The organism is Actinomadura meyerae, assembly GCF_900188445.1.
GTDB classification, from domain to species: Bacteria; Actinomycetota; Actinomycetes; order Streptosporangiales; family Streptosporangiaceae; genus Spirillospora; species Spirillospora meyerae.
On the sequence record NZ_FZOR01000003.1, the window covers coordinates 158234 to 179357 of the forward strand.

Annotated in this window: 19 protein-coding genes; 3 read left to right on the forward strand and 16 right to left on the reverse strand. The window is 74.4% G+C overall.

All coding sequences use genetic code 11. From position 1 onward, the window contains the following. Positions 1–159 precede the first annotated feature (159 nt). The 10 genes from smc to rsmD form a co-directional block, all read right to left on the reverse strand. A complete protein-coding gene (gene smc / locus CHF16_RS05365; RefSeq protein WP_089324768.1) occupies positions 160–3813 on the reverse strand; it encodes a chromosome segregation protein SMC in 3654 nt (1217 codons plus the stop codon). Between the two features lie 620 nt (positions 3814–4433). Beyond that, the gene (locus tag CHF16_RS05370; RefSeq protein WP_021598747.1) at positions 4434–4631 is read right to left on the reverse strand and encodes a hypothetical protein; all 198 of its coding nucleotides are present in this window, start codon (positions 4629–4631) and stop codon (positions 4434–4436) included. Between the two features lie 178 nt (positions 4632–4809). Further along, positions 4810–5103: an acylphosphatase gene (locus CHF16_RS05375; RefSeq protein WP_089324769.1), complete on the reverse strand. Its 294-nt coding sequence runs from the start codon at positions 5101–5103 to the stop codon at positions 4810–4812. A 12-nt stretch (positions 5104–5115) separates the two neighbouring features. Then, positions 5116–5994 carry a bifunctional DNA-formamidopyrimidine glycosylase/DNA-(apurinic or apyrimidinic site) lyase gene (mutM, locus tag CHF16_RS05380; RefSeq protein ID WP_089324770.1) on the reverse strand — a complete coding sequence of 293 codons (879 nt, stop codon included), beginning with the start codon at positions 5992–5994 and terminating at the stop codon, positions 5116–5118. Next, complete coding sequence (gene rnc, locus CHF16_RS05385) at positions 5987–6745, reverse strand: ribonuclease III (protein WP_089324771.1); 759 nt, start codon at positions 6743–6745, stop codon at positions 5987–5989. The genes mutM and rnc overlap by 8 nt, the downstream gene beginning before the upstream one ends. A 282-nt stretch (positions 6746–7027) precedes the next feature. Next, positions 7028–7207: a 50S ribosomal protein L32 gene (gene rpmF, locus CHF16_RS05390; RefSeq protein ID WP_089324772.1), complete on the reverse strand. Its 180-nt coding sequence runs from the start codon at positions 7205–7207 to the stop codon at positions 7028–7030. A 1-nt stretch (position 7208) separates the two neighbouring features. Beyond that, complete coding sequence (locus CHF16_RS05395; protein ID WP_089324773.1) at positions 7209–7799, reverse strand: YceD family protein; 591 nt, start codon at positions 7797–7799, stop codon at positions 7209–7211. A 150-nt stretch (positions 7800–7949) separates the two neighbouring features. Continuing rightward, positions 7950–8432, reverse strand: a complete 483-nt coding sequence (gene coaD / locus CHF16_RS05400) for a pantetheine-phosphate adenylyltransferase (RefSeq protein ID WP_089324774.1) — start codon at positions 8430–8432, stop codon at positions 7950–7952. A gap of 138 nt (positions 8433–8570) precedes the next feature. Continuing rightward, a complete protein-coding gene (locus tag CHF16_RS05405; protein WP_089324775.1) occupies positions 8571–10022 on the reverse strand; it encodes a penicillin-binding transpeptidase domain-containing protein in 1452 nt (483 codons plus the stop codon). A gap of 30 nt (positions 10023–10052) precedes the next feature. Further along, on the reverse strand, positions 10053–10619 hold the full coding sequence (gene rsmD / locus CHF16_RS05410) for a 16S rRNA (guanine(966)-N(2))-methyltransferase RsmD (RefSeq protein ID WP_089324776.1): 567 nt from the start codon (positions 10617–10619) through the stop codon (positions 10053–10055). A gap of 224 nt (positions 10620–10843) precedes the next feature. Between rsmD and CHF16_RS40110 the strand changes: the two genes are divergently transcribed. After that, the gene (locus CHF16_RS40110; protein WP_179271399.1) at positions 10844–11809 is read left to right on the forward strand and encodes a hypothetical protein; all 966 of its coding nucleotides are present in this window, start codon (positions 10844–10846) and stop codon (positions 11807–11809) included. A 50-nt stretch (positions 11810–11859) separates the two neighbouring features. Here the strand turns inward: CHF16_RS40110 and CHF16_RS05425 are convergent, their stop codons facing one another. The 3 genes from CHF16_RS05425 to CHF16_RS05435 all read right to left on the reverse strand — a co-directional run bounded on the left by CHF16_RS05425 (position 11860) and on the right by CHF16_RS05435 (position 17441). Continuing rightward, positions 11860–13500, reverse strand: a complete 1641-nt coding sequence (locus tag CHF16_RS05425) for a serine/threonine-protein kinase (RefSeq protein ID WP_089324779.1) — start codon at positions 13498–13500, stop codon at positions 11860–11862. A 128-nt stretch (positions 13501–13628) separates the two neighbouring features. Next, entirely contained in the window at positions 13629–15821 is a 2193-nt protein-coding gene (gene recG / locus CHF16_RS05430) for an ATP-dependent DNA helicase RecG (RefSeq protein ID WP_089324780.1), read from the reverse strand. A 33-nt stretch (positions 15822–15854) separates the two neighbouring features. Further along, positions 15855–17441, reverse strand: a complete 1587-nt coding sequence (locus CHF16_RS05435) for a DAK2 domain-containing protein (RefSeq protein WP_089324781.1) — start codon at positions 17439–17441, stop codon at positions 15855–15857. Between the two features lie 171 nt (positions 17442–17612). Between CHF16_RS05435 and rpmB the strand changes: the two genes are divergently transcribed. Then, on the forward strand, positions 17613–17807 hold the full coding sequence (rpmB, locus tag CHF16_RS05440; protein ID WP_067632165.1) for a 50S ribosomal protein L28: 195 nt from the start codon (positions 17613–17615) through the stop codon (positions 17805–17807). A gap of 178 nt (positions 17808–17985) precedes the next feature. On the opposite strand, the gene thiD is transcribed toward rpmB, so the two are convergent. The 3 genes from thiD to CHF16_RS05455 form a co-directional block, all read right to left on the reverse strand. Next, positions 17986–18798, reverse strand: coding sequence for a bifunctional hydroxymethylpyrimidine kinase/phosphomethylpyrimidine kinase (gene thiD, locus CHF16_RS05445; RefSeq protein ID WP_089324782.1), 813 nt, complete (start codon positions 18796–18798; stop codon positions 17986–17988). Positions 18799–18830: 32 nt separating this feature from the next. After that, positions 18831–19727 carry a cellulose binding domain-containing protein gene (locus CHF16_RS05450; RefSeq protein WP_089324783.1) on the reverse strand — a complete coding sequence of 299 codons (897 nt, stop codon included), beginning with the start codon at positions 19725–19727 and terminating at the stop codon, positions 18831–18833. A 101-nt stretch (positions 19728–19828) separates the two neighbouring features. Further along, positions 19829–20743: a thiamine-phosphate kinase gene (locus CHF16_RS05455; protein WP_089324784.1), complete on the reverse strand. Its 915-nt coding sequence runs from the start codon at positions 20741–20743 to the stop codon at positions 19829–19831. Between the two features lie 144 nt (positions 20744–20887). Between CHF16_RS05455 and CHF16_RS05460 the strand changes: the two genes are divergently transcribed. Next, the gene (locus tag CHF16_RS05460; protein WP_089324785.1) at positions 20888–21121 is read left to right on the forward strand and encodes an Lrp/AsnC family transcriptional regulator; all 234 of its coding nucleotides are present in this window, start codon (positions 20888–20890) and stop codon (positions 21119–21121) included. Positions 21122–21124 lie beyond the last annotated feature (3 nt).

Genomic DNA, 21124 nt, shown 5'->3' on the forward strand with positions numbered 1-21124 from the left:
ACCGGCGGGAATGCATCGTAATCCTTCGGTTATTGCATGCCGAAAATAATTTTGCGCCGCCGTCCGAATTGCGAGGGATAGGTGATGCAACGCTCCAAGCACCGGACGCGAATATTACGGCCATATGAAATCCGCATCACGCCGTTCGCGGCCGGGCGGTCAGTCCCGCAGCCGCTGGCTGACGACCTGGGTGACGCCGTCACCGCGCATGCTGACGCCGTAGAGGGCGTCGGCGCCCTCCATGGTCCGCTTCTGGTGGGTGATGACGATGAGCTGGGAGGACTCCCGCAGCTCCTCGAAGACGGTGATGAGCCGCTGCGTGTTGGTGTCGTCGAGCGCGGCCTCGACCTCGTCCAGGACGTAGAACGGCGACGGGCGGGCCTTGAACACGGCGACGAGGAAGGCGATGGCGACCAGCGACCGCTCGCCGCCGGACAGCAGCGACAGCCGCTTGACCTTCTTGCCGGGCGGGCGCGCCGACACCTCGACGCCGGTGGTGAGCATGTCGTCGGGCTCGGTCAGCGACAGGCTGCCCTCGCCGCCGGGGAACAGCCGCGCGAAGATCCGCTCGAACTCGCGGGCGGTGTCGCCGTACGCGGCGGCGAACACCTCCTGGACGCGGTCGTCGACCTCCTTGACCAGGCCGAGCAGCTCCCGCTGGGTCTTCTTGAGGTCCTCCAGCTGCGAGGTGAGGAAGGCGTGCCGCTCCTCCAGCGCCGCGAACTCCTCCAGGGCGAGCGGGTTGACCTTGCCGAGCTGGTTGAGCTGCCGCTCGGCCGCCTTGGCGCGCTTCTCCTGGACGGCCCGGTCGTAGGGGACGGGCCGCGCGTCCTCACCCTTCTCCGGGTCGGGGGGCACGGGCTGGTCGGGGCCGTACTCGGCGACCAGCGATTCGACCTCCAGGCCGAACTCCTCCAGCGCCCGCTGCTCGTACTGCTCCAGCCGGAGCCGCTGCTCGGCGCGGGCGACCTCGTTGCCGTGGACGACGTTGACGAGGCGCTCCAGGGTCGCCGACAGCTCGCGGACCTGGGTGCGGACGACCTTCAGCTCCGCCTCGCGCGCGGCCTTGGCCTGCTCGGCGGCCTCGCGGCGGCGGACGGCGGCGGCGAGGGAGTGCTCGATGCGGTCGAGGGCCGCGCGGGCGCCGCGGTGCACGGCCTTGGCGATCCTGGCCTGCTCCTCGCGGCGGGCGCGGCGCTGCGCGGCCCGCGCGCGCTCCTCCCGCTCGCGGCGGGCGCCGCGTTCGAGGGCGTCGGCGCGTCCGGTGATGGCCTGCACCCGCTCCTCGGCGGTGCGCACCGCCAGCCGCGACTCCATCTCGGCGGACCGCAGCGCCTGCGCGCGGGCCTGCAGCTCGTCGCGCGCGTCGGTGTCGTGCCCGGCCTCGTCGGCGACCTCCGCGGCCTCCTCCGACTCGGCCAGCCGCATCGTCAGCTCCTCGGCCGCCTGGGTGTCGCGCTCCAGCGACTCGGTGGCCGCGTCCAGCGCCTTGGTGAGCCGCTCCACCTCGCCGCGCGCGGCCCGGACGTCGGCCTCCAGCCGCGCGGCGCGCTTGGCCTCCTGCGCCGCCTTCGCGTCGAACTCGCGCACGCGCGCGCCGACGCGGTCAAGCTCGGCCTGCGCCTGGTTCACCCTGGCCTGGGCCTCACCGGCGGCGGCTTCCGCGGCCTCCAGCGCCATCTGGGCGGACTGCTCGCGCTCCATCGACGCCGCCAGCTCGTCGGCGGCGACCCCGGCCGCCGTCTCCGCGGCGGCCAGATCCTCGGTGGCCTGGTCGAGGGTCGCGCGCATCTGCAGCAGGCTCTGCGCACCGCTCGCGCCGCCCTGCGCCCAGTGCGCCCCGACGAGCTCGCCGTCACGGGTGACGGCGCGCAGGGACGCCTCGCGCCGGACCAGCGCGGCGGCGGACGGCACGTCGTCGACGACCACCACGTCCCGCAGGAGGTGCTCCATGGCCGGACGCACGACCTCGGGGACGCTCACCGCGTCGATCGCGTAGTCGGCGCCCGGCACCCGCGCGGCGGGGGAAACCGCTCCCCCGCCGACGAGGAGCCCGGCGCGCCCGGCGTCGCGGGAGCGCAGCAGCGCCAGCGCGGCCTCGGCCGTGTCGAGTGAGCCGACGGCGATGGCCTCGGCGGCGTTCCCCAGGGCGGCGGCGACCGCCGTCTCGTACCCGGGCCGGACGTTCAGCAGCGACGCGACCGTGCCCAGCACGCCGTCGAGGGAGCCGTCCGCGCCGGCCGACAGCAGCGCCTCGCCGCCGTCGGCGGCGCTCGCCAGCGTCAGGTTGAGGGCCTCGATCCGCGCCTGGAGCGCCGTGACCTTCTTCTGCGCGGCCTGGTCGGCGGACCGCGCGGCGGCCACCGCGGCCCGCGCCTCCTTCAGTGCCCCGCGCGGACCGGCCACCCCGGCGCGCGCCGCCTCTGCGGCGTCCTTCGCGGTGGCGAGCGCCTCCTGCGCGGCCTCGTGCTCGGCGGCGAGCGCCGGGTCCTCGACGACCTCGGCCTCGAACGCCTCGAACTCCACCCGTGCGTCGTCGGCGCGCTGCTCGGCCTCCTCGCGCGCCTCGGCGAGCCGCCCGATCTCCGACCGGCCGGCCTGCGCCTTGCTGCGCAGCGCCTCGACCCGGCCGCGCAGCCGGGCCAGCTCCTCGCGGCGGTCGGCCGCGGCGCGCGCGGCGGCCTGCAGCCGGCGCTCCTCGGCCGCGAGGGCCTCCTCGACGCCCGTCCGCTGCTCGACGGCGTTGGCGAGGCCGTCCTGCGCCTCGTCCAGCGCGGCGCGGAGCATCTCCTCCTGCTCGCGGATCTCGGCGGCCTCGCGCTCCATGTCCTCGGGGTCGCGGCCGCGCCGCTCCTCCTCGCGCGCCTCGGCCGCGTTGCGGTGCCGCTCGGCGGCGAGGTCGGCGACGCCGCGCAGCCGCTCCTTCAGCGCCGACAGCCGGAACCAGGTGTCCTGGACGCGCGCCAGCTCGGGCGCCTGCTCGGCCTCCTCCGCCTCCAGGACGGCCTCGCGCCGCTGCGCCTCGCCGAGCGCCCGCTCCGTCTCGGTGCGGCGCTCCCGGATCGCGGCCTCGTCGGCGGCCTCCTGCTCCAGCCTCGTCCGCAGCGTGACGAGGTCGTCGGCGAGCAGCCGCAGCCGCGCGTCCCGCAGGTCGGCCTGGATCACCGCGGCCCGCCGCGCGATCTCGGCCTGCTTGCCGAGCGGCTTCAGCTGCCGCCGCAGCTCACCGGTGAGATCCTGGACGCGGGTCAGGTTGCCCTGCATCGCGTCCAGCTTCCGCAGCGCCTTCTCCTTGCGCTTGCGGTGCTTGAGGACGCCGGCGGCCTCCTCGATCACCGCCCGGCGCCCCTCGGGCCCCGAGTGCAGGACGCGGTCGAGCTGCCCCTGGCCGATGATGACGTGCATCTCGCGCCCGATGCCGGAGTCCGACAGCAGCTCCTGGATGTCCAGCAGCCGGCACGAGTCGCCGTTGATCGCGTACTCGCTCGACCCGGACCGGAACATCAGCCGGCTGATCGTCACCTCGGTGTAGTCGATCGGCAGGGCCCCGTCGGCGTTGTCGATCGTCAGCACGACCTCGGCGCGCCCGAGGGGCGCCCGGTTCGCCGTCCCGGCGAAGATGACGTCCTCCATCTTGCCGCCGCGCAGCGACTTGGCGCCCTGCTCGCCCATCACCCAGGCCAGCGCGTCCACGACGTTGGACTTGCCCGACCCGTTCGGCCCCACGACGGCCGTGATCCCCGGCTCGAACTTCAGCGTGGTGGAGGACGCGAAGGACTTGAAGCCGCGCAACGTCAAGGTCTTCAGGTACAAGCGCCGTCCCTCCCCGCTCCGCGGCCAGCATCGAACGCTAGAGGCTATCGCGTACCTGCGCCGACGGCCCCGCCGTCACGCCCCGCCGCCCGTCCGATGCCACGATTCCCGGGATCAACGCGCAAGCCCCGCTTCCGGCCACCCGCAACCCTCGAAACCTTTGCCCCATTTTGACCCCACACCCCCGCCCGCAGCGGCCCCAGTGCGGAAGCCATGCGTTCACGCGATGGCCCGCCAGACGACACCCGCACACCATCACAACCAGCCACACCCGACCAAGAAGCGCGGGGCCATGCCTCACCCCAGGGAAATCCTGAACGAACCCTGACCACGGGGGTGGCCGTCACCTGTACCAGCGGAAACCCGCAGGATCTCGTCCGTAAGCCGAGCCTGCGGGGACCTGAGCGTTGCGATCGCGTGCGAAGCCAGGTTTCGAGCGAAGCAAGAAACCTGATCGCGAAGCGAGCCGCCAGGCGAGCCGGAGCGATGCAGCGATCGCCGGTTCGCCCGTGGAAGGAAGGGCCCCCAGGCCCGACCGCCGAGGGCGAACCAATAAACGCGAAAACACCTTAGGGACGCCGAGGATCGGCGTCCCTGTGTTTGAGGATGATGCGCCGAGATCAGGTCAGCGCGGGTTCGCGGTCCTTCACCGCGAGCGACATCACATCGTCGTCCGTCGCCGTCGCAAGCGCGTCGTTCTCCGCCTGGAGCCGTACGAGTTCGGCCTCCAGGTCACGTACGCGCTGCTGCAGGCGCCGCATCTCCGCGACCATCCGGGGGTCGGGACCGCCGACGTGGCCGAGTAGAGCCTTCGCCATGACTAAGGGTCCTCCACGCTGAGTAACCAGCAGGGATCGCGCACGAGAAGCACATGAAGTTCGGTGCGCGTACCATCTAGAGTCGCACCGGCCGGTGTCCTGGTCAAGCCGCACATCACAGGCCGGTAACAACCTTCCTCTACTAGTTTAGCAGGTACAAACCGGAACTCCCTACTCGTCACCGCTCCACGAAGCCGGCGGCCTCGCCGCGCGGTGCGCTCCAGCGCTCGGTGACGCCGGTGACCTTGCCGGGGCGGCCCGCGACGCCGTCCCCGCGCAGCAGTTCGAGCAGTTCGCGGCACTTGCTGCGCGGGCCCTCGGCCACGACCTCGACGCGGCCGTCGCTCAGGTTCGCGGCGCTGCCGGCCAGGCCGAGCTCCAGCGCCCGCGACCGCACCCACCAGCGGAAACCGACGCCCTGCACGCGCCCGCGCACCCAGGCCGTGAGCCGCGCCCTCTCCTCGTCGTCCATCACGCGAGAACCCTAGTGGCGCGCCCGCCTGGGGCGCGGCTGGCACACCGGGCAGCTGTAGGACGAACGGTTCATGAACTCTTCGCGGCGGATCGGCGACCCGCAGCGGCGGCAGGGCTCGTCGCGGCGGCCGTAGGCGTCCAGGGAGCGTTCGAAGTAGCCGCTCTCGCCGTTCACGTTGACGTACAGGCTGTCGAAGGACGTGCCGCCGACCGCGAGGGCGGCGCTCATGACCTCCTGCGCGGCCTCCAGGACGCGCGTGGCCTCCGCCCGGGTCATCGTCTCGGTGGGGCGCGCCCAGTGGAGCCTGGCCCGCCACAGCGCCTCGTCGGCGTAGATGTTGCCGACGCCGCTGATCAGCGACTGATCGAGCAGGGCCCGCTTGATCCCGGTCTTCCGGCGCCGCAGGGCGCGGAAGAACGCCTCCGGGTCGAAGGCGTCCTCCAGCGGGTCGGGGGCGATGTGGACGATCGGCTGCGGGACGAGCGAGCCGGCGGAGTGCGCGTCCGGGACGAGGTCGGTGAGCATCAGGTGCCCGAAGGTCCGCTGGTCGACGAAGCGCAGGTCGTGGCCGCCGTCGGTGAAGGCGGCCCGGACGCGCAGGTGCTTCTCCCGCTCGCGGGCGGGGTCGCCGACGAGCAGCTGCCCGCTCATGCCGAGGTGGCAGAGCACCGCCTCGGCCTCGCCGTCGAGCGGGATCCACAGGTACTTGCCGCGGCGGCGGGGCGCCCGCAGCGCGCGTCCGGCGAGCCGGGCGGCGAAGTCGGCGGGGCCCGCCTCGTGGCGGCGCACCGAGCGGGGGTGCAGCACCTCCGCGGACGCGACGGTCCGGCCGGTCGTCCACTGCTCGAGGCCCCGCCGGACGACCTCGACCTCGGGCAGCTCAGGCACCGGCCTGGGCCGCCTCGCCGGCCTCGTCGCCCGCGTCCCGCGCCACGACGAGCGCGCGGATCTCGTTCCAGGCGGCCTCGGCGGCGTGCTGCTCGGCCTCCTTCTTGCTGCGGCCCTCGCCCGAGCCGTAGGTCTTCCCGCCGACCCGCACGGACGCGCGGAACGTCTTCTGGTGGTCGGGGCCGCTCTCGGCGACGTGGTACTCGGGGACGCCGAGCTCCTCCACGGCCGTGAGCTCCTGCAGCGAGGTCTTCCAGTCCAGCCCGGCGCCGAGCCCCGCCGAGCGGGTGATCAGCGCGTCGAAGAGCCGGTGGACGAGGGCGGACGCCTCGTCGAGGCCGCGGTCCAGGTAGACGGCGCCGATCAGCGCCTCCAGGGTGTCGGCGAGGATCGAGGCCTTGTCGCGGCCGCCGGTGCCCTCCTCGCCCCGGCCGAGCCGGATGTGGGCGCCGACGCCGAGGCCGCGGGCGACGCCCGCGAGGGCGCGCATGTTGACCACGGCGGCGCGCAGCTTGGCCAGCTGCCCCTCGGGCAGGTCGGGGTGGCCGCGGAACAGGGTGTCGGTGACGACGAGCCCGAGCACCGAGTCGCCGAGGAACTCCAGGCGCTCGTTGGTGGGCAGGCCGCCGTTCTCGTAGGCGTACGAACGGTGCGTCAGGGCACGTTCGAGCAGTTCGCCGTCGACTTCGACGCCGAGCGCGGCGGTCAGTTCCGCCCGGTCCGGCGTGGGTGCGCTCCTCTTGGCGCTCACGGGCCCTCCTCGCAGGCCGTGCACCGCGCATGGCGCGGTCGCTGGTGCGGCGCGCCGGCCGGGACGGCCGGGACGGCGAGGACGCGCGGTGAGGAGGATGTCCGCGAAGACGAGGTGCGCGCCGGTCGGCTGATCCCGGCGTGCACCACGGCTCCGGGCGCGGTCTCCGCACCGGTCACCACGCCGACGTCGCGCGCCGGGGTGGTCGGGGTGGTGTCCGTCCCGCACCGTGGGGGGCGGGCCGCGCCGCGCGCGGATCCGCCCCCCAGGATGCGAGAAGACTCAGGCCGACGGGGTGATGACCTGCCGCCGGTCGTAGGTGCCGCACGTCGCGCACGCGGTGTGCGGCAGCTTGTGGTCGCGGCACGTCGGGCACTCGACCAGGTTCGGCGCCGCGGTCTTCCACTGCGCGCGCCGGTGCCGCGTGTTGCTGCGCGACTTCTTCCGCTTCGGGACGGCCACGTCAGCCCTCCTGCTTTCCTTCTCGTCGGTCGAATCCACGGGTGCCGGAGCTCCCGTTCCCCCGGTCGGGGTTCGCCGGCGCCAAGTCGCCGGCGAGGTCCTGCAGCGCCGCCCACCGGGGGTCGGCGACGTCGTGGCGGTGCCCAGGCTCGACGTCCGCGAGCCGCGCACCGCAGTCCGGGCACAGGCCCGGGCAGTCGTCCCGGCACAGCGGGGACAGCGGCAGCGCGAGCACCACCGCGTCCCGCAGGACCGGTTCGAGGTCGATGAGGTCGCCCTCGAGGCGGAGCTCGTCGTCGTCGGCGTTCCCGCCCGAGCGGGTGTCGTCGTAGACGAAGAGCTCCTGGAAGTCCGCCTCGAAGGTCGAGGCGATCGGGTCGAGGCAGCGGGAGCACTCCCCCTCCAGGGGGACCGTCGCCGTGCCGGTGACGAGCACCCCCTCCAGCACCGCCTCGAGCCGGAGGTCCAGCTCGATCGCGGCGCCCTCGGGGACGCCCACCATCTCGACGCCGAAGTTCTCCGGTGCCGGCACGGTCGGGTGCTCCTCGCGCGACGATCCCGGCTGCCGGCCCAGAGCTCGGGTGTCGAGCACGAGAGGGGCGTTGGGGTCGAGGCGTGTCAGCGGATTCCCTGCTTTCGTGAGGCATGGTGAACGGCGGCCGCCGTTGATGGCCGATGTCCCAGGGTACCGAACGCGGGGCGGTGACCCAACTCGCGCCCCGTCCGCCCGCCGCCCGGGGGCTCAGCCCTCCTGCTGCAGGCGCTCCACGAGGCGGGCGTGGACGCTGTCGGGGACGAGCCCGGAGATGTCCCCGCCGAACTTCACGACCTCCTTCATGAGGCTGGAGGACAGGAAGGCGTACTCCGGGTTCGTCGCCATGAACAGCGTCTCCACGCCGGCGATCCGGTGGTTCATCTGGGCCATCTGCAGCTCGTACTCGTAGTCGCTGACGGCCCGCAGGCCCCGGACGATGACCGGGATGTCCTGCTCCTTGCAGTAGTCGACGGTGAGCCCGTAGAACTTGTCCACCTTGACGTTGCCGTACTCCGCGGTGACCTCGGCGATCATGTCGGCGCGCTCGTCCACGGTGAACAGGCTCTTCTTGTTCTTGTTGATCAGCACCGCGACGACCACCTCGTCGTACAGACGGGAGGCGCGGCTGATGATGTCGAGATGCCCGTTGGTGACGGGGTCGAACGATCCCGGACAGACGACACGGCGCACGGCGCGAACCCCTTCGGTCCCGGTTTCTGACCTGCGGCGTGAACGTACCAAATCGCATTCGGCCCGGTTTCACCCGGGCTCGCCCGGTCGCCCGGACGCCCGTCCGGCGGCCGTCCGCGGGCCCTTCCGGCGCGCCGCTCAGTCGCCGAGGGCCTTGAGGATCCTGGCCGCGATCGGGCCCGACTCGATGCCGTATCCGGGCGCCTCGGTCATCACCGCGACCGCGTACTTCGGGTCGTCCCCCGGCCCGAAGCCGATGAACCAGCGGTCGTTGTAGGCGGCGCCCTCGACGTCGGCGGTGCCGGTCTTGCCGCCGGTGACGGACGACCCCTTCAGCGTCTTGCCCGTGCCCCGGTCGACGACGGCCTTCATCATCCGCCGCATCTGCTCGGCCTGCCCGGACGTCAGCGCCCGCCCCAGCCGCTTCGGGGAGATCGTGTCGACCGTGCGGCCGTTGGGGGCGCGCAGCTTGTCGATGAGGTGCGGGCGCATGACCTCCCCGTCGTTGAGGACGCCGGCCGCGACCATCGCCATCTGCAGCGGGCTGGCGACCGTGCTGCCCTGCCCGATGGAGCCGAGCGCGCTGAGGGACGGCTGGTCGGTCTCCGGGAACGAGCTGGTGGCGCTCCGCAGGCCGTCGGCGTACTCGACGGGGTCGCCGAACCCGAACCCGCCGGCCGCCTCGTGGACGGCGCCGTTGCCGGGCTCCTCCGCGCCCATGAACGCGAACGTGGTGTTGCAGGACTGCGCGTACGCCTCGTCCAGCGGGATCCGGGGGAGGTCGCAGGACCCGCCGATGTCGCCCGCGTCGTTGTTGATCGCCTGCCCGGCGCCGGGCGGCCGGTAGCTGCGCCCCGCCTTGACCTGCGAGCCCGCGGTGGCGCCCGCCTTCAGCGCGGCCGCGGCGACGACGGTCTTGAACGTGGAGCCGGGCGGGAAGACCTCCCGCGTGGCCTTGTCGAGCAGCGGCTTCAGCTTCTCGCCGTTGAGCCGCTCGAACGCCCGCACCGCCTTCTGCCGGTCGAGCGTCGAGACCTCGTCCGGGTCGTAGGACGGCGTGGACGCCAGCACTCGGATCGCGCCCGTCTTCGCGTCCAGGACCACGGCCGCGGCGCGGCGGGCGCCGCTGGAGGCGAGCGCGGTGTAGGCGGCGCGCTGCGCGCCGACGTCGATGGTCGCCTCGACGGTCCCGCCGGGGACGTGGTTGCCGACGAGCTTGTCGACGAAGTTGGTGGTGGCGAGGCGGTCGTCGGTGCCGTCCAGGAAGTGGTTCGCGGCGCTCTCCAGGCCGGTCTGGGAGAACACCGAGAAGTAGCCGGTGACCGGCGCGAACACCTTGCCGTCCTTGTAGTGGCGCTGGTAGCGGCCGTCATCGAGCTTCCGCGACCAGGCGAGCCGCTCGCCGCCCGCCACGATCGGGCCCCGGTCGATCTTGAAGCGGTCCTCGAACTGGCGGGCGTTGAGCGAGTCGTCCCGCAGGTCCTGCGCCTGGAAGCCCTGTACGTAGGTGATGTTCGCCATCAGGGCGATGGCCATGACCAGGGCGACGACCCAGGTGCGTCCCAGCGCGCGGTCGAGTCCGGGCTTCATGGGCATGCCTTTACCCGATCTCCCTCCCGATCAACGGCCGGCGGCGCGGCCGTACCAGAAAAGCGCCTCGCCGTAACGCCTCTCGCGCTCCGCTTCGTACCCGTCGGGCCAGGTCAGCGCGGGTCCGCGGGAGGCGCGCTCGACGACGACGAGGGCGTCCGGGGCGGCCCAGCCGTGGTCGCGCAGGTCCTCCAGGAGAGCGGTGACGGCCGCGTCCGCCAGCGCGTACGGCGGGTCGGCGAAGATCAGGTCGTAGGGCTCGCCGGGCCCGCGCCGGACGAGCCGCTCCACCTTCTCGGGGCAGGGCACGGCGCCGGGCAGCCCGAGCGCGTCCGCGTTCTGCCGGATGACCCGCATCGCGCGCGGATGCGACTCGACCAGCAGCGCGTGCGCGGCGCCCCGCGACAGCGCCTCGAACCCGACCGCGCCGGACCCCGCGTACAGGTCGGCGACGCGCAGCCCGTCCAGCGGGCCGAGGAGGGCGAGGACGGTGGAGAACAGGCCCTCCCGGGCGCGGTCGCTGGTCGGCCTGGTGTCCCGTCCCGGCGGGACGGCCAGCCGCCGCCCGCCCGCACTGCCCGCGATGACCCTGCTCACCCTCCCAGTATCGGGGGCCTTCTCCGCCGGTCGCGCATCCGGCGCGGTCCCCCGCCCGTCCGGCGGTTCGCGAAATGATGCACAACCCGCACCGGGACCTCTTGTGAACGTCTACCCAAATGACGCGAACGATGTTCACATCGACTACGTCACGTGCAAGCGTGCTCGCAGGTTGTGCAATCCATCACTCAGGAGCACCTGTGCATCACGGTAGGAGACTGGCGGTGACGGCCGGGTCCGCGGTCCTCGGCTTCGCCGCCATGAGCGGCGTCTCGCACGCCGAGACCTCCACGCCCCTCGCCGACCTCGCGACCCCTCGGACGGCGGCCCAGCCGAAGCCGGCCCATCCGAAGATCGCCGATCTGAAAACCGCCCATCTCGAAAAGGCGAATACGCGAAAGGCTCCGGCCGAGAAGCCGCAGAGGCTGACCACGCTCAAGAAGGCAAAGACCCGGAAGGCTCCGGCGAAGGCATCGCCCGCGCCGAAGGCGAAGCCGGTGGTCCGGCTGCATGTCGGCGCCACGCTCGACTACGACGAGCGCACCCGGACGGCGAGCGCCGGCCTCGACGTCGGCGCCGGCCTCGGCACGCCGGACGCCGGCGCGGGCGTCCGGCTGCGGGCGGGCGCGAGCGCGTCGCTGAGCGACGCCACGGTCAAGGCCGGAACGCGGCTGGACACCCGTGCCGCGTCGCCCGCGGGGAGCGCCGGGCTCTCCCTGTCGGCGAGCGCGACGGCGTCGGCGGGCCGGCGGCTCCTCAGCGCCGACGCCGATCTGGGTGCCTCGGTGGCTCCGGCCGGCGGCACACCCGTCTCGGTGGGCCTGTCGGCAGGCGCCTGCGTCGGCGGTGGCTGCGAGGCGCCGGCTCCGCCGACTCCCCCGACCCCGCCGGTGCCGCCCACGCCGCCGACCCCGCCCGTCCCGCCGTCGCCGCCGTCGCCTCCCGGCGAGCCGGCGCCTCCCGGCTCGTCACCCGAGCCGCCGTCGCTGCCGTCGTCCCCGGCACCGCCCGAGCTGCCGTCCGGCGGGGGCCTGGGCCCCGGCGCGACCGCGGCGGAGTTCACCCCGCCGCAGGGGCTGCCCTTCACCGGCACCGACGCGCTGCCGCTGGTGGCGCTCGGCCTCGCCGCCATCGGCGCGGGCGGCGCCGCGGTGGCCGCGACCCGCAGGCGCCACGCCCGCGAGTCCTGAACCGTCCCCGCCGGAGGGGCGTCCCCGCGCGGGGGCGCCCCTCCGGCGCGTCAGAGCACCTCGGACCTCGCGACCCTCCATCCGCCGCCCGCCCGTTCGAGCAGCAGGCGGCGGACCTCGACGGCGTCGCCGTCGGTGCAGCCGCCCTTGCACGCGCCGACCAGCACCAGCGCCGCGACCCGCCGCTCCCGCCCGCCCGCGCGCAGGCCGACCTCCAGCGGGGTCCCGCGCGCCACGGCCGGGTCGCGGGACACCGCCTCGACCGCTTCCCTGGCCCGCGCGCCCGGCCAGGTCGCGCCGGACATGTCGGCGCGGGGCGAGCCCGCCTTCAGCGAGTACAGGCTGTCGATCAGCCACCCGCCCCCCTGCTTGACCATGGTCGCGCGCATCGGGTCCTGGAGGCGGGACGGGTCGGCGTTCTCGGCGCGCACCGTCCGCCGGACGTACGACAGGACGGTGACCCTGCCGGGCGCGGCGGACACGACGGCCGCGTCGACGACGGCCGCGGAGACCGAGCCCTTCTTGTCGGTCAGCTCCTCGCGGTAATCACGCGTCGCGAGCTGCCGGTCGTAGTCGGCGCCGTACCGGGCCGTGGACGCCCGGTGCGCCGCCGCCACGTCCTGGTCGAACCGGGCGTGGTCGAAGCTGAGCACCGTCTCGATCGCGCGGGTCGCGGGCGCGACCGCCTCGGCCGCGGCGGCGGGCGGGGCCGCCGAGCCCGCCTCCGCCCGCGCGGGCGCCTCGCCGGAACCGTCCGCGAGCAGCGCCCAGGCCGTCCCGCCCGGATCGGTTCCGGCGGGCCGCGCGGGGGCCGGCGGCGGCACCCGCGCGTCCCCGGCGAAGTGGGCGCCGGTGCTGAGCGTTCCCTCGTCCTCGGCGGCGGCCTGCCCGCCGAGCAGGTCGAGCAGCACCCGCTGGGCCTCCGGGCGGCGCGCCGGGTCCTTGGCCAGGCAGGACGCGACGGCGCCGCGCAGCGAGTCCGGCAGCGCGGACAGGTCGGGCTCGTAGTTCAGGATCCGGTGGAACACCGCGGAGATCGTGTCGTTGCCGAACGGGTGCCGCCCCGTCGCCGCGAACAGCATCGTCGCCGCCCAGGTGAACATGTCGACGCCGGTGCCGAGCTCGCCGTCGTTCACCTGCTCGGGCGCCATGTAGGACGGCGTCCCGACGACGCCGCTGCCCTTCGCCGCCGGGGCCCCGGCGATCCGCGCGATGCCGAAGTCGATGACGCGCGGGCCGTCCGGCCCCATCAGCACGTTGGACGGCTTGAAGTCGCGGTGCAGGATCCCCGCCCGGTGGATCGCCGCGAGCGCGGTCACGGTCCCGATCGCCAGCCGGTCCAGGTCGGTGCCGGTGCGCGGCCCGTGCTCGCGGACGAGCCCGCTGAGCGACGGCCCCGGGACGTACTCGCTCACCACGTACGGCAGGTCGCCGGAGATGTCGGCCTCGATCACCTGCGCCGTGCAGAACCCGGCGACCCGCCCGATCATCCGCATCTCGCGCTCGAACCGGGCCCGCCACTCGGGGCTGCGGCTGAACCGGTCGCGCAGCAGCTTCACGGCGGCCCGCGTCCCGTCCTCGCGGCGCCCGAGGTAGACGACGCTCTGCCCGCCCTCGCCGAGCCGCCCGACCAGCTCGTACCGCCCGAGCCGCTCGGGGTCGCCGGGCGCCAGGGGGTCAACGGACGTCATGGGGAGCTCCTCCGTCGCGTACGGGCCGCCACCGGGAGCCGTACCCTCGCGAGCCCCCGACGGCCCGTTACCATCCACTCACGTCAGAGCTCTGTGATCAAGCGTGCGTCCGGAGTGAGCGGGCGGGGTCAGGCCTTCTCCAGGAAGTCGGCGCGGTCCTCGTCGAGGAGGGAGGACAGGACGGTGGCGAGGCCGGGGTGCCCGGTCAGGTCGGGGTCGGCGCCGACGAGCGCGGTCGCCTCCTCGCGGGCGTCGCGGATCACGTCCTCGTCCCGCTGGAGGGTCAGCAGCCGGAGGCTGGACGAGCGGCCCGCCTGCGCGGCGCCCAGCACGTCCCCTTCGCGGCGCTGCTCCAGGTCGAGCCGCGACAGCTCGAACCCGTCGGTGGTGGACGCGACGGCGTCGAGCCGCTCGCGGGCCTTGCTGCCCGGCTCCGCCTCGGTGACCAGCAGGCACAGGCCGGGCAGCGAGCCGCGCCCGACCCGGCCGCGGAGCTGGTGGAGCTGGGAGACGCCGAACCGGTCGGCGTCCATGATGACCATGACGGTGGCGTTCGGGACGTCGACGCCGACCTCGATGACGGTGGTGGCGAGCAGGACGTCGAGCTCGCGGTCGGTGAAGCGGCGCATCACCGCGTCCTTCTCGTCGGGGTGCAGCTTGCCGTGCAGGACGCCGATGCGCAGCCCGGCGAGCAGCTCCTCCAGCTTCGGCAGCACCTCCATGATGCCGAGCGGCGACCTGCGCTCCCCCTCCTCGGCGGCGGCGACGGCGTCGCCCTCGTCGCCCTCCTGCTCGCCGATGCGCGGGCAGACGATGTAGACCTGCCTGCCCTTGGCCGCCTCCTCCTTGATGCGCTCCCAGATCCGCGCGAAGAACGCGGGCCTCTCCGGCGGCACCACATGGGTCTGGATCGCCGACCGGCCGGCGGGGAGCTGCCCGAGGACCGAGGTCTCCAGGTCGCCGAACACGGTCATCGCGACCGTGCGCGGGATCGGCGTCGCCGTCATGACCAGGACGTGCGGGCGCCCGCCGCCGACCTTCTCGCGCAGTGCGTCCCGCTGCTCGACGCCGAAGCGGTGCTGCTCGTCGACGACGACGAGGCCGAGGTCGGCGAACTGGACGCTCTCCTGGAGCAGCGCGTGGGTGCCGACGACGATCCCGGCGGTGCCGGACGCGGCGTCCAGCAGCGCCTCCTTGCGCGCCTTCGCGCCCTGCGACCCGGTCAGCAGCGCGACGCGGGTGGCGTGCTCGGCGCCGCCGAGCTGCCCGGCCTGGGCGAGGTCGCCGAGCATCCCGGTGATCGAGCGGTAGTGCTGCTGCGCGAGGACCTCGGTGGGCGCGAGCAGCGCGGCCTGCCCGCCGCCGTCGACGACCTGGAGCATCGCCCGCAGCGCGACGATCGTCTTGCCGGCTCCGACGTCGCCCTGCAGCAGGCGGTGCATCGGGTGCTCCCCGGCCAGGTCGGCGGCGATCTCGTCGCCGACCTTGCGCTGGCCCTCGGTGAGCTCGAACGGCAGGCGCGCGTCGAACTCCGCCTGGATGCCGCCGAACGCGGGCGGGCGCGGCTTGGCGGGCAGTGCGGCGGCGGCGAGCCGCCGCTGGGCGAGCGCGACCTGGACGACGAACGCCTCGTCCCACTTCAGGCGCTTCCGGGCGCGGCCCAGCTCCTCCCAGCTCTTGGGGCGGTGGATGCCCTCGTACGCCTCGCGCAGCCCGATCAGGCCGCGCCGCTCGAGCAGGGCGTCGGGCATCGGGTCGGCGGGCAGGTCCAGGTGCGTCAGGACGGTCTCGACGGACGTGCCGATCGTCTCGATCGGCAGCGCCTTCGTGGACGGGTAGATCGGGATGATCTCGTCGGCCCACTCCTGCGCGGCCTGCTCGGCGCCGCGCTCGTGGACGACCTTGTACTGCGGGTGGGTGAGCTGCCGGACGGGGTTCCCGCTGCGCGGCCGGTAGGTGCTGATCTTCCCGGCGAACAGCCCGCGGGTGCCGGGCGACAGCTCCTTCTCGGCCCGGTAGGAGCCCTTGCGGCCGAAGAAGCTGAGCTTGAGCCGCCCGGTCCCGTCGGTGACGGTGATCTCCAGGACGTAGCCGGGGCTGCGGGTCAGGGTGCGGCCCTGCACCTTGACGACCTCCGCCATGACCGTGACGTGCTCGCCGTCCTCCAGCCCGCTGAGCTGGGTCAGCTCGCCCCGGTGGGCGTAGCGGCGCGGGTAGTGGTGCAGCAGGTCGCCGACCGTGTGCAGGTCGAGGCCCTTCTCCAGCGCCTTGGCCGTCTTGTCGCCGAGGACCTTGCGCAACGGCTCGTCGAGATTCGCCACGCACTCTTTTCTAGCCCATGGGCACGACGGGAATCACTCGACGCCGATGAGGAGGGGATGGCGTTCCTGCCCGCCCGTGTAGACGCCGGCCTCCACGTCGGGATGGCGGCGCCGCAGGTGCTCTCCGAGGGCATCGGCCAGGCCGTCCGGAGCCCCCGCGCCGACGATCAGCGTGACGAGCTCGCCGCCGCCCGACAGCATGCGGTCCAGGACGCGGCGGGCCACCTCGGCGACGTCCGCGCCGATCGTCGCGACATCGCCCTCGATCAGCCCGAGGACGTCGCCCGGACGGCACAGCCCGGCGCTGGTCACCGCCTCCTGCGCGGCGACCTCCAGGTGGCCGGAGCGGGTCGCGCCGGCCGCGCGGGTCATCTCGATCACGTCCTCGCCGAAGCGGCGCAGCGGGTCGTGCACCGCCAGCGCGGCGAGCCCCTGCACGGACGCCTTGGCCGGCACCACCGCGATCCGCGCGCCGGCGTCGCGCGCCCGCTCCGCCGCGGCCTCGGCGAGGGCCAGCACCTCGGGCCCGTCCGGCAGCACGGCCACCTCGTCGCCCGCCGCCAGGATCGCCTCCGCCAGCACCGCGAGCGGCGGCGGCGCGCCCGGGTCGCGGCGGACGACCCGTGCGCCGCCCTCCTCGAACAGCGCGGCGAGCCCGCCGGCGGCGGTCACGGCGATCACCGCGCGGCCGGTGTGCGGGGCGTGCGGCTCCCCCGGGTCGGCGTGCAGGTAGCTGACGCGGATGCGGTGGGGGCGGCCGGCCGCCATGCCAGCCTCGATCGCGGCGCCCGCGTCGTCCACATGGACGTGGACGTTCCACAGCCCGTCGCCGCCCACCACGACGAGCGAGTCCCCGAGCCGGTCGAGCCGTCCTCGCAGGTCGTGGACGGCGCCGTCCGGCGCGTCGAGCAGGTACATGACCTCGTAGTAGGGGCCTCGCGGCGCCGGCCGCTCGGGCGGAGGCGCGGTCGCGGCGGCGCGCGCGGGCACCTCGTACCGCTCGGGGTACTCCTCGGTGACCACGGCCGCAAGGGCATCGAGGACGACGCAGAGCCCGGCCGCGCCCGCGTCCACCACGCCGCTGCGGGCCAGCACGTCGAGCTGGCCGGTGGTGCGGCGCAGCGCCCGCCGGGCCCCCTCCGCCGCGCACCGGCACACCGCGGGGAGGTCGCCGCCGGCGGCCGCCCCCGCCGCGGCGGCCTCGGCGAGGACGCTCAGGATCGTCCCCTCCACCGGATGCTCGACGGCGCCCCGGGCCAGCTCGGAGGCGTGCCCGAGCGCCGCCGCGAGCGCCGTGCCGTCCGGCGGCTCCGCGGGCGGCCCCAGGACGTCGGCCAGGCCCCGGAACACCTGGCTGAGGATGACGCCGGAGTTGCCGCGCGCGCCGAGCAGCGCGCCGTGCGCGAGCGCCCGCCACGTCTCGGCGGGGCCCGCGGCGGCCGGCAGCCCGTCCAGCGCGTCCGCCGCCGCGATCACGGTCAGGTGCAGGTTGGTGCCGGTGTCGCCGTCCGGGACGGGGAACACGTTGAGCGCGTCGATCTCGCCCCTGGTGCGGCCGAGCGCGTCCGCCGCCAGCCGGCACCACCGGCGCACCGCCGGGCCGTCGAGGACCTCGCCCAAGGACCGCTCCCCTCCGCGCCCGCGATTCGCCTACCGACGGGCTGTCGGCTAATCTGATCCGTGCGCCTCGTCCGAGGCGCTCATCGGTGAGCACCCATGATGCCCGGCCCGCCCCGCCGGCGGCACCGGGCGGCGCTCCGGTCAGAGCATCGACACCACTTGGAGTTTCCCGTGGCTTCCGTCTGCGACGTCTGCGGCAAGGGACCCGGTTTCGGCATGCGCGTCTCCCACTCGCACCGCCGCACCCCGCGCCGCTGGAACCCCAACATCCAGCGCGTGCGCGCCGTCGTGAACGGCAGCACCAAGCGCATCAACGCCTGCACGTCCTGCATCAAGGCCGGCAAGATCGTCAAGCCGACGGTCTGAGCCGCCCCCGCGGCACCGCGACCGCACAGGACGGCAGGCCCGCACAGGCCTCCAGGTCGGCCCATCGGATCCCCGGTGGGCCGACTTTCGCGTGTCCGGCGCCTTGTCGCGTGACGGGCGCCCCTCCGTGGCAGGCGCCCTTTCCGTGACGGGGCCTCGGCGTTCCCGGCCGTGCCGGTCACCCGCGGTGCTGCCAGGCGTGGTCCACCGGGCCGATGCCGGCGCCCAGGGGGAAGCCCGCGGCGATCGCGCCCGTGACGTACCGCTTGGCCTTCGCGACGGCGGTGGGGACGTCGTCGCCCAGGGCCAGGTTGGACGCGATCGCGGACGCGAGCGTGCAGCCGGTGCCGTGGGTGTGGCGGTTGTCGTGCCTGGGCGCGGAGAAGCGGTGCTCCTCCTCGCCGTCGAACAGCAGGTCGGCGGGCTCGCCGGGCAGGTGGCCGCCCTTGATCAGCACCCAGCGCGGGCCGAGGGCCTTGACCGCCTGCGCCGCCTCGCGCAGGCCCGCCTCGTCCACGACCTTGACGCCGGTGAGCTGCTCCACCTCGAACAGGTTCGGCGTGACGACGGTCGCCACCGGGAGCAGGGCGGAGCGGACGGCGTCGACCGCGTCGGGCGCGAGCAGCGAGTCGCCGTGCTTGGACACGCCGACCGGGTCGACGACGGCGGGCGCGTCCGCTCCGGCGACGGCCTCGGCGACGATCTCGACCAGCGCCGTGGACGCCAGCATCCCGGTCTTCAGCGCGTGCACCCCGATGTCGGACAGGACGGAGTCGAGCTGCGCGCGCACCGCCTCGGGCGGCAGCTCCCAGTAGCCCTGGACGCCGAGCGAGTTCTGCGCGGTGACGGCGGCGATGACGCTCATCCCGTGGACGCCGTGGGCGAGCATCGTCTTCAGGTCCGCCTGGATGCCGGCGCCGCCGCCGGAGTCCGAGCCCGCGATGGTGAGCGCGAGGGGCGGCGTCTTCGGCGCGGGCGGAGTGTGCGACATGCCATCCACCTTATGGCGGTTTCGGGGCATGGTCAGATCAGCGCGCAGGGCAGCTTGTTCAGCACGCAGGTGGTCGGCTCGGCCGCGGTACCGCGTGCGGTGAACACGATGCGGACGGCGTCGCCGGGCGCGATCGCGCTGCGGCCCCGGACGAAGGCGAGGCGCCCGGTCCGCACGACGGTGGCGCCGCTGATCGCGGTGACCGACGCGTCGGGGATCGTGAACGCCAGGGCCCACTTCGGGACGGGCGCCTGGCCCTTGTTCGCGATGGTCGCGGTGGCCTTGAAGGCGCCGGGGCTCTTCGAGGCGACCTTGAAGGAGATGACCAGTCCGTCGGCGCGGCCGGTGCCGCGGCCGGCGCGCTCCCCCGGCCCGCGCTGGGACACCTGGCTGTCGCGGGGATTGCCCTCGGTGTCGCGGGGGGCGCCGCCGCCCGCGAAGTTGAGCGAGATCTGCTGCGTGCTCAGCGCGTAGGAGACCGAGCCGACCGCGACGACGAGCGCGACGATCGGCAGCAGCGGGAGGGGGAGTTTCGCGATGAACTTCGTGAAGCCGCGCCCGCCGTCCGGTTCACCGGAGGCTTCCGCGCGCGGCCGGTCGAGCGGCCCGTCCAGCGGGTCTTCGGGGGCGTAGGCGGGATCGAGATCGGGAGCGGGAGCGCCGGGGTAGTCGCCGGGATAGTCCCCCGGCAGCGGGTCGAAGCGGTACCCCTCGGCGGGCGGCGGGCCGGATCGGGGCCGCTCGTACGACGACACGTAGACCCGGTCGTCGGTGGGCCCGGAGAACGCGTCGTAGGAAGGGTCATAGGACGCGTCGTAGGAAGGGTCGTAGGACGGGTCGGCCGGCGCCGCGTAATAGGGCTCCCGGGACGGCGGGTTGCCCGGAGCGCCTTCGTCGCCCGGTCGCTCGTGCCTCGAGTGTCGTCCCATCCCATCCCTCTTCGATCACAGGATGTATACCAAACCCGCCCCAAACCTGCCTACCGGATGCGTCAACGCACACGGCCGTGCGCGCAGCGTGAACCCGCCGTTCAGACGGCGAAATGGTCCCATGCGCCGGGCGGCGGTTCGCGGCCGTCGACCCGCACTCCCGAACCCGCCGCGACGGCGCCGATCCGCGACCAGGACGCCGGAACGGCGCCCGGGAACGTCGCGGCGAACGCGTGGTCCTCACCGCCGGTGAGGGCGTGGCGGAGCCCGTCCGGGCCGAGGATCTCCGGGACGGGGACGGCCGCGGAGTCGATCTCGATGCGCACGCCGCTCGCGGCCGCGATGTGGCCGAGGTCCTGGACGAGCCCGTCCGAGACGTCCAGCAGGGCGGTGGCTCCGTGGGCGCGGGCCTCCGCTCCGGCCTCGTAGGGCGGTCGGGGCCGCCGGTGCGCGGCGATCAGCTCCGCGGGCCCGTCGCGGCCCTCGGTGAGCAGCGCGAGGCCGGCGGCGGCGAGGCCGAGCCCGCCGCGGACGGCGACGGCGTCGCCGGGCCGGGCGCCGGACCGGGTGAGCGGCGCCGCGCCGCCGAGATCGCCGAGCGCGGTGATCGCGAGGGTGATCCGCGGCGCGGACACGACGTCGCCGCCCGCGACCGAGGCCCCGGCGGCGCGGCACTCGTCGGCGAGCCCGTCGTAGAGCGCCTCCGCCCAGTCGGCGCCGGTGTCGGGCGGGGCCGCGAACCCGACCAGGAGGGCGGTCGGCCGGGCGCCCATCGCGACGACGTCGGCGAGGTTCTGCGCGGCGGCCTTGCGCCCGATGTCGTAGGGACCGGACCAGTCGCGGCGGAAGTGCCGCCCCTCGGCGAGCAGGTCGGTGGTGGCGACGACGCGCCCGTCCGGCGCGGCGACCACGGCCGCGTCGTCGCCGGGGCCGAGCCGGACCGCCGGGCCCTGCGGCAGCCGCCGCGTCAGCCGGTCGATCAACCCGAACTCGCCCAGCTCGCCGATCGTCTCCATCCGCGTCCGTTCCCCCCGCGTCCGCCGTGTTCCACCTGCTCGGGCCGCCTCGGCGGGGCCCCCGGCACCCCGGCACCCCGCTGCGGCGCGTAACACGATACGGTGAACCGTCCGACGGCAGATTCTCCGCTTGGGGAGGACGTGATGGTGCAGGCCTACATCCTCATCCAGACCGAAGTCGGTAAGGCCGCCGAGGTGGCGGGCCACATCTCCGGCGTGACGGGCGTCACCCTGGCGGAGGACGTCACGGGGCCCTACGACGTGATCGTCCGTGCGGAGGCGCGCAACGTCGACGAGCTGGGCAGGCTCGTCGTGGCGCAGATCCAGGCGATCGAGGGCATCACCCGCACGCTCACCTGCCCGATCGTGCACATCTAGACG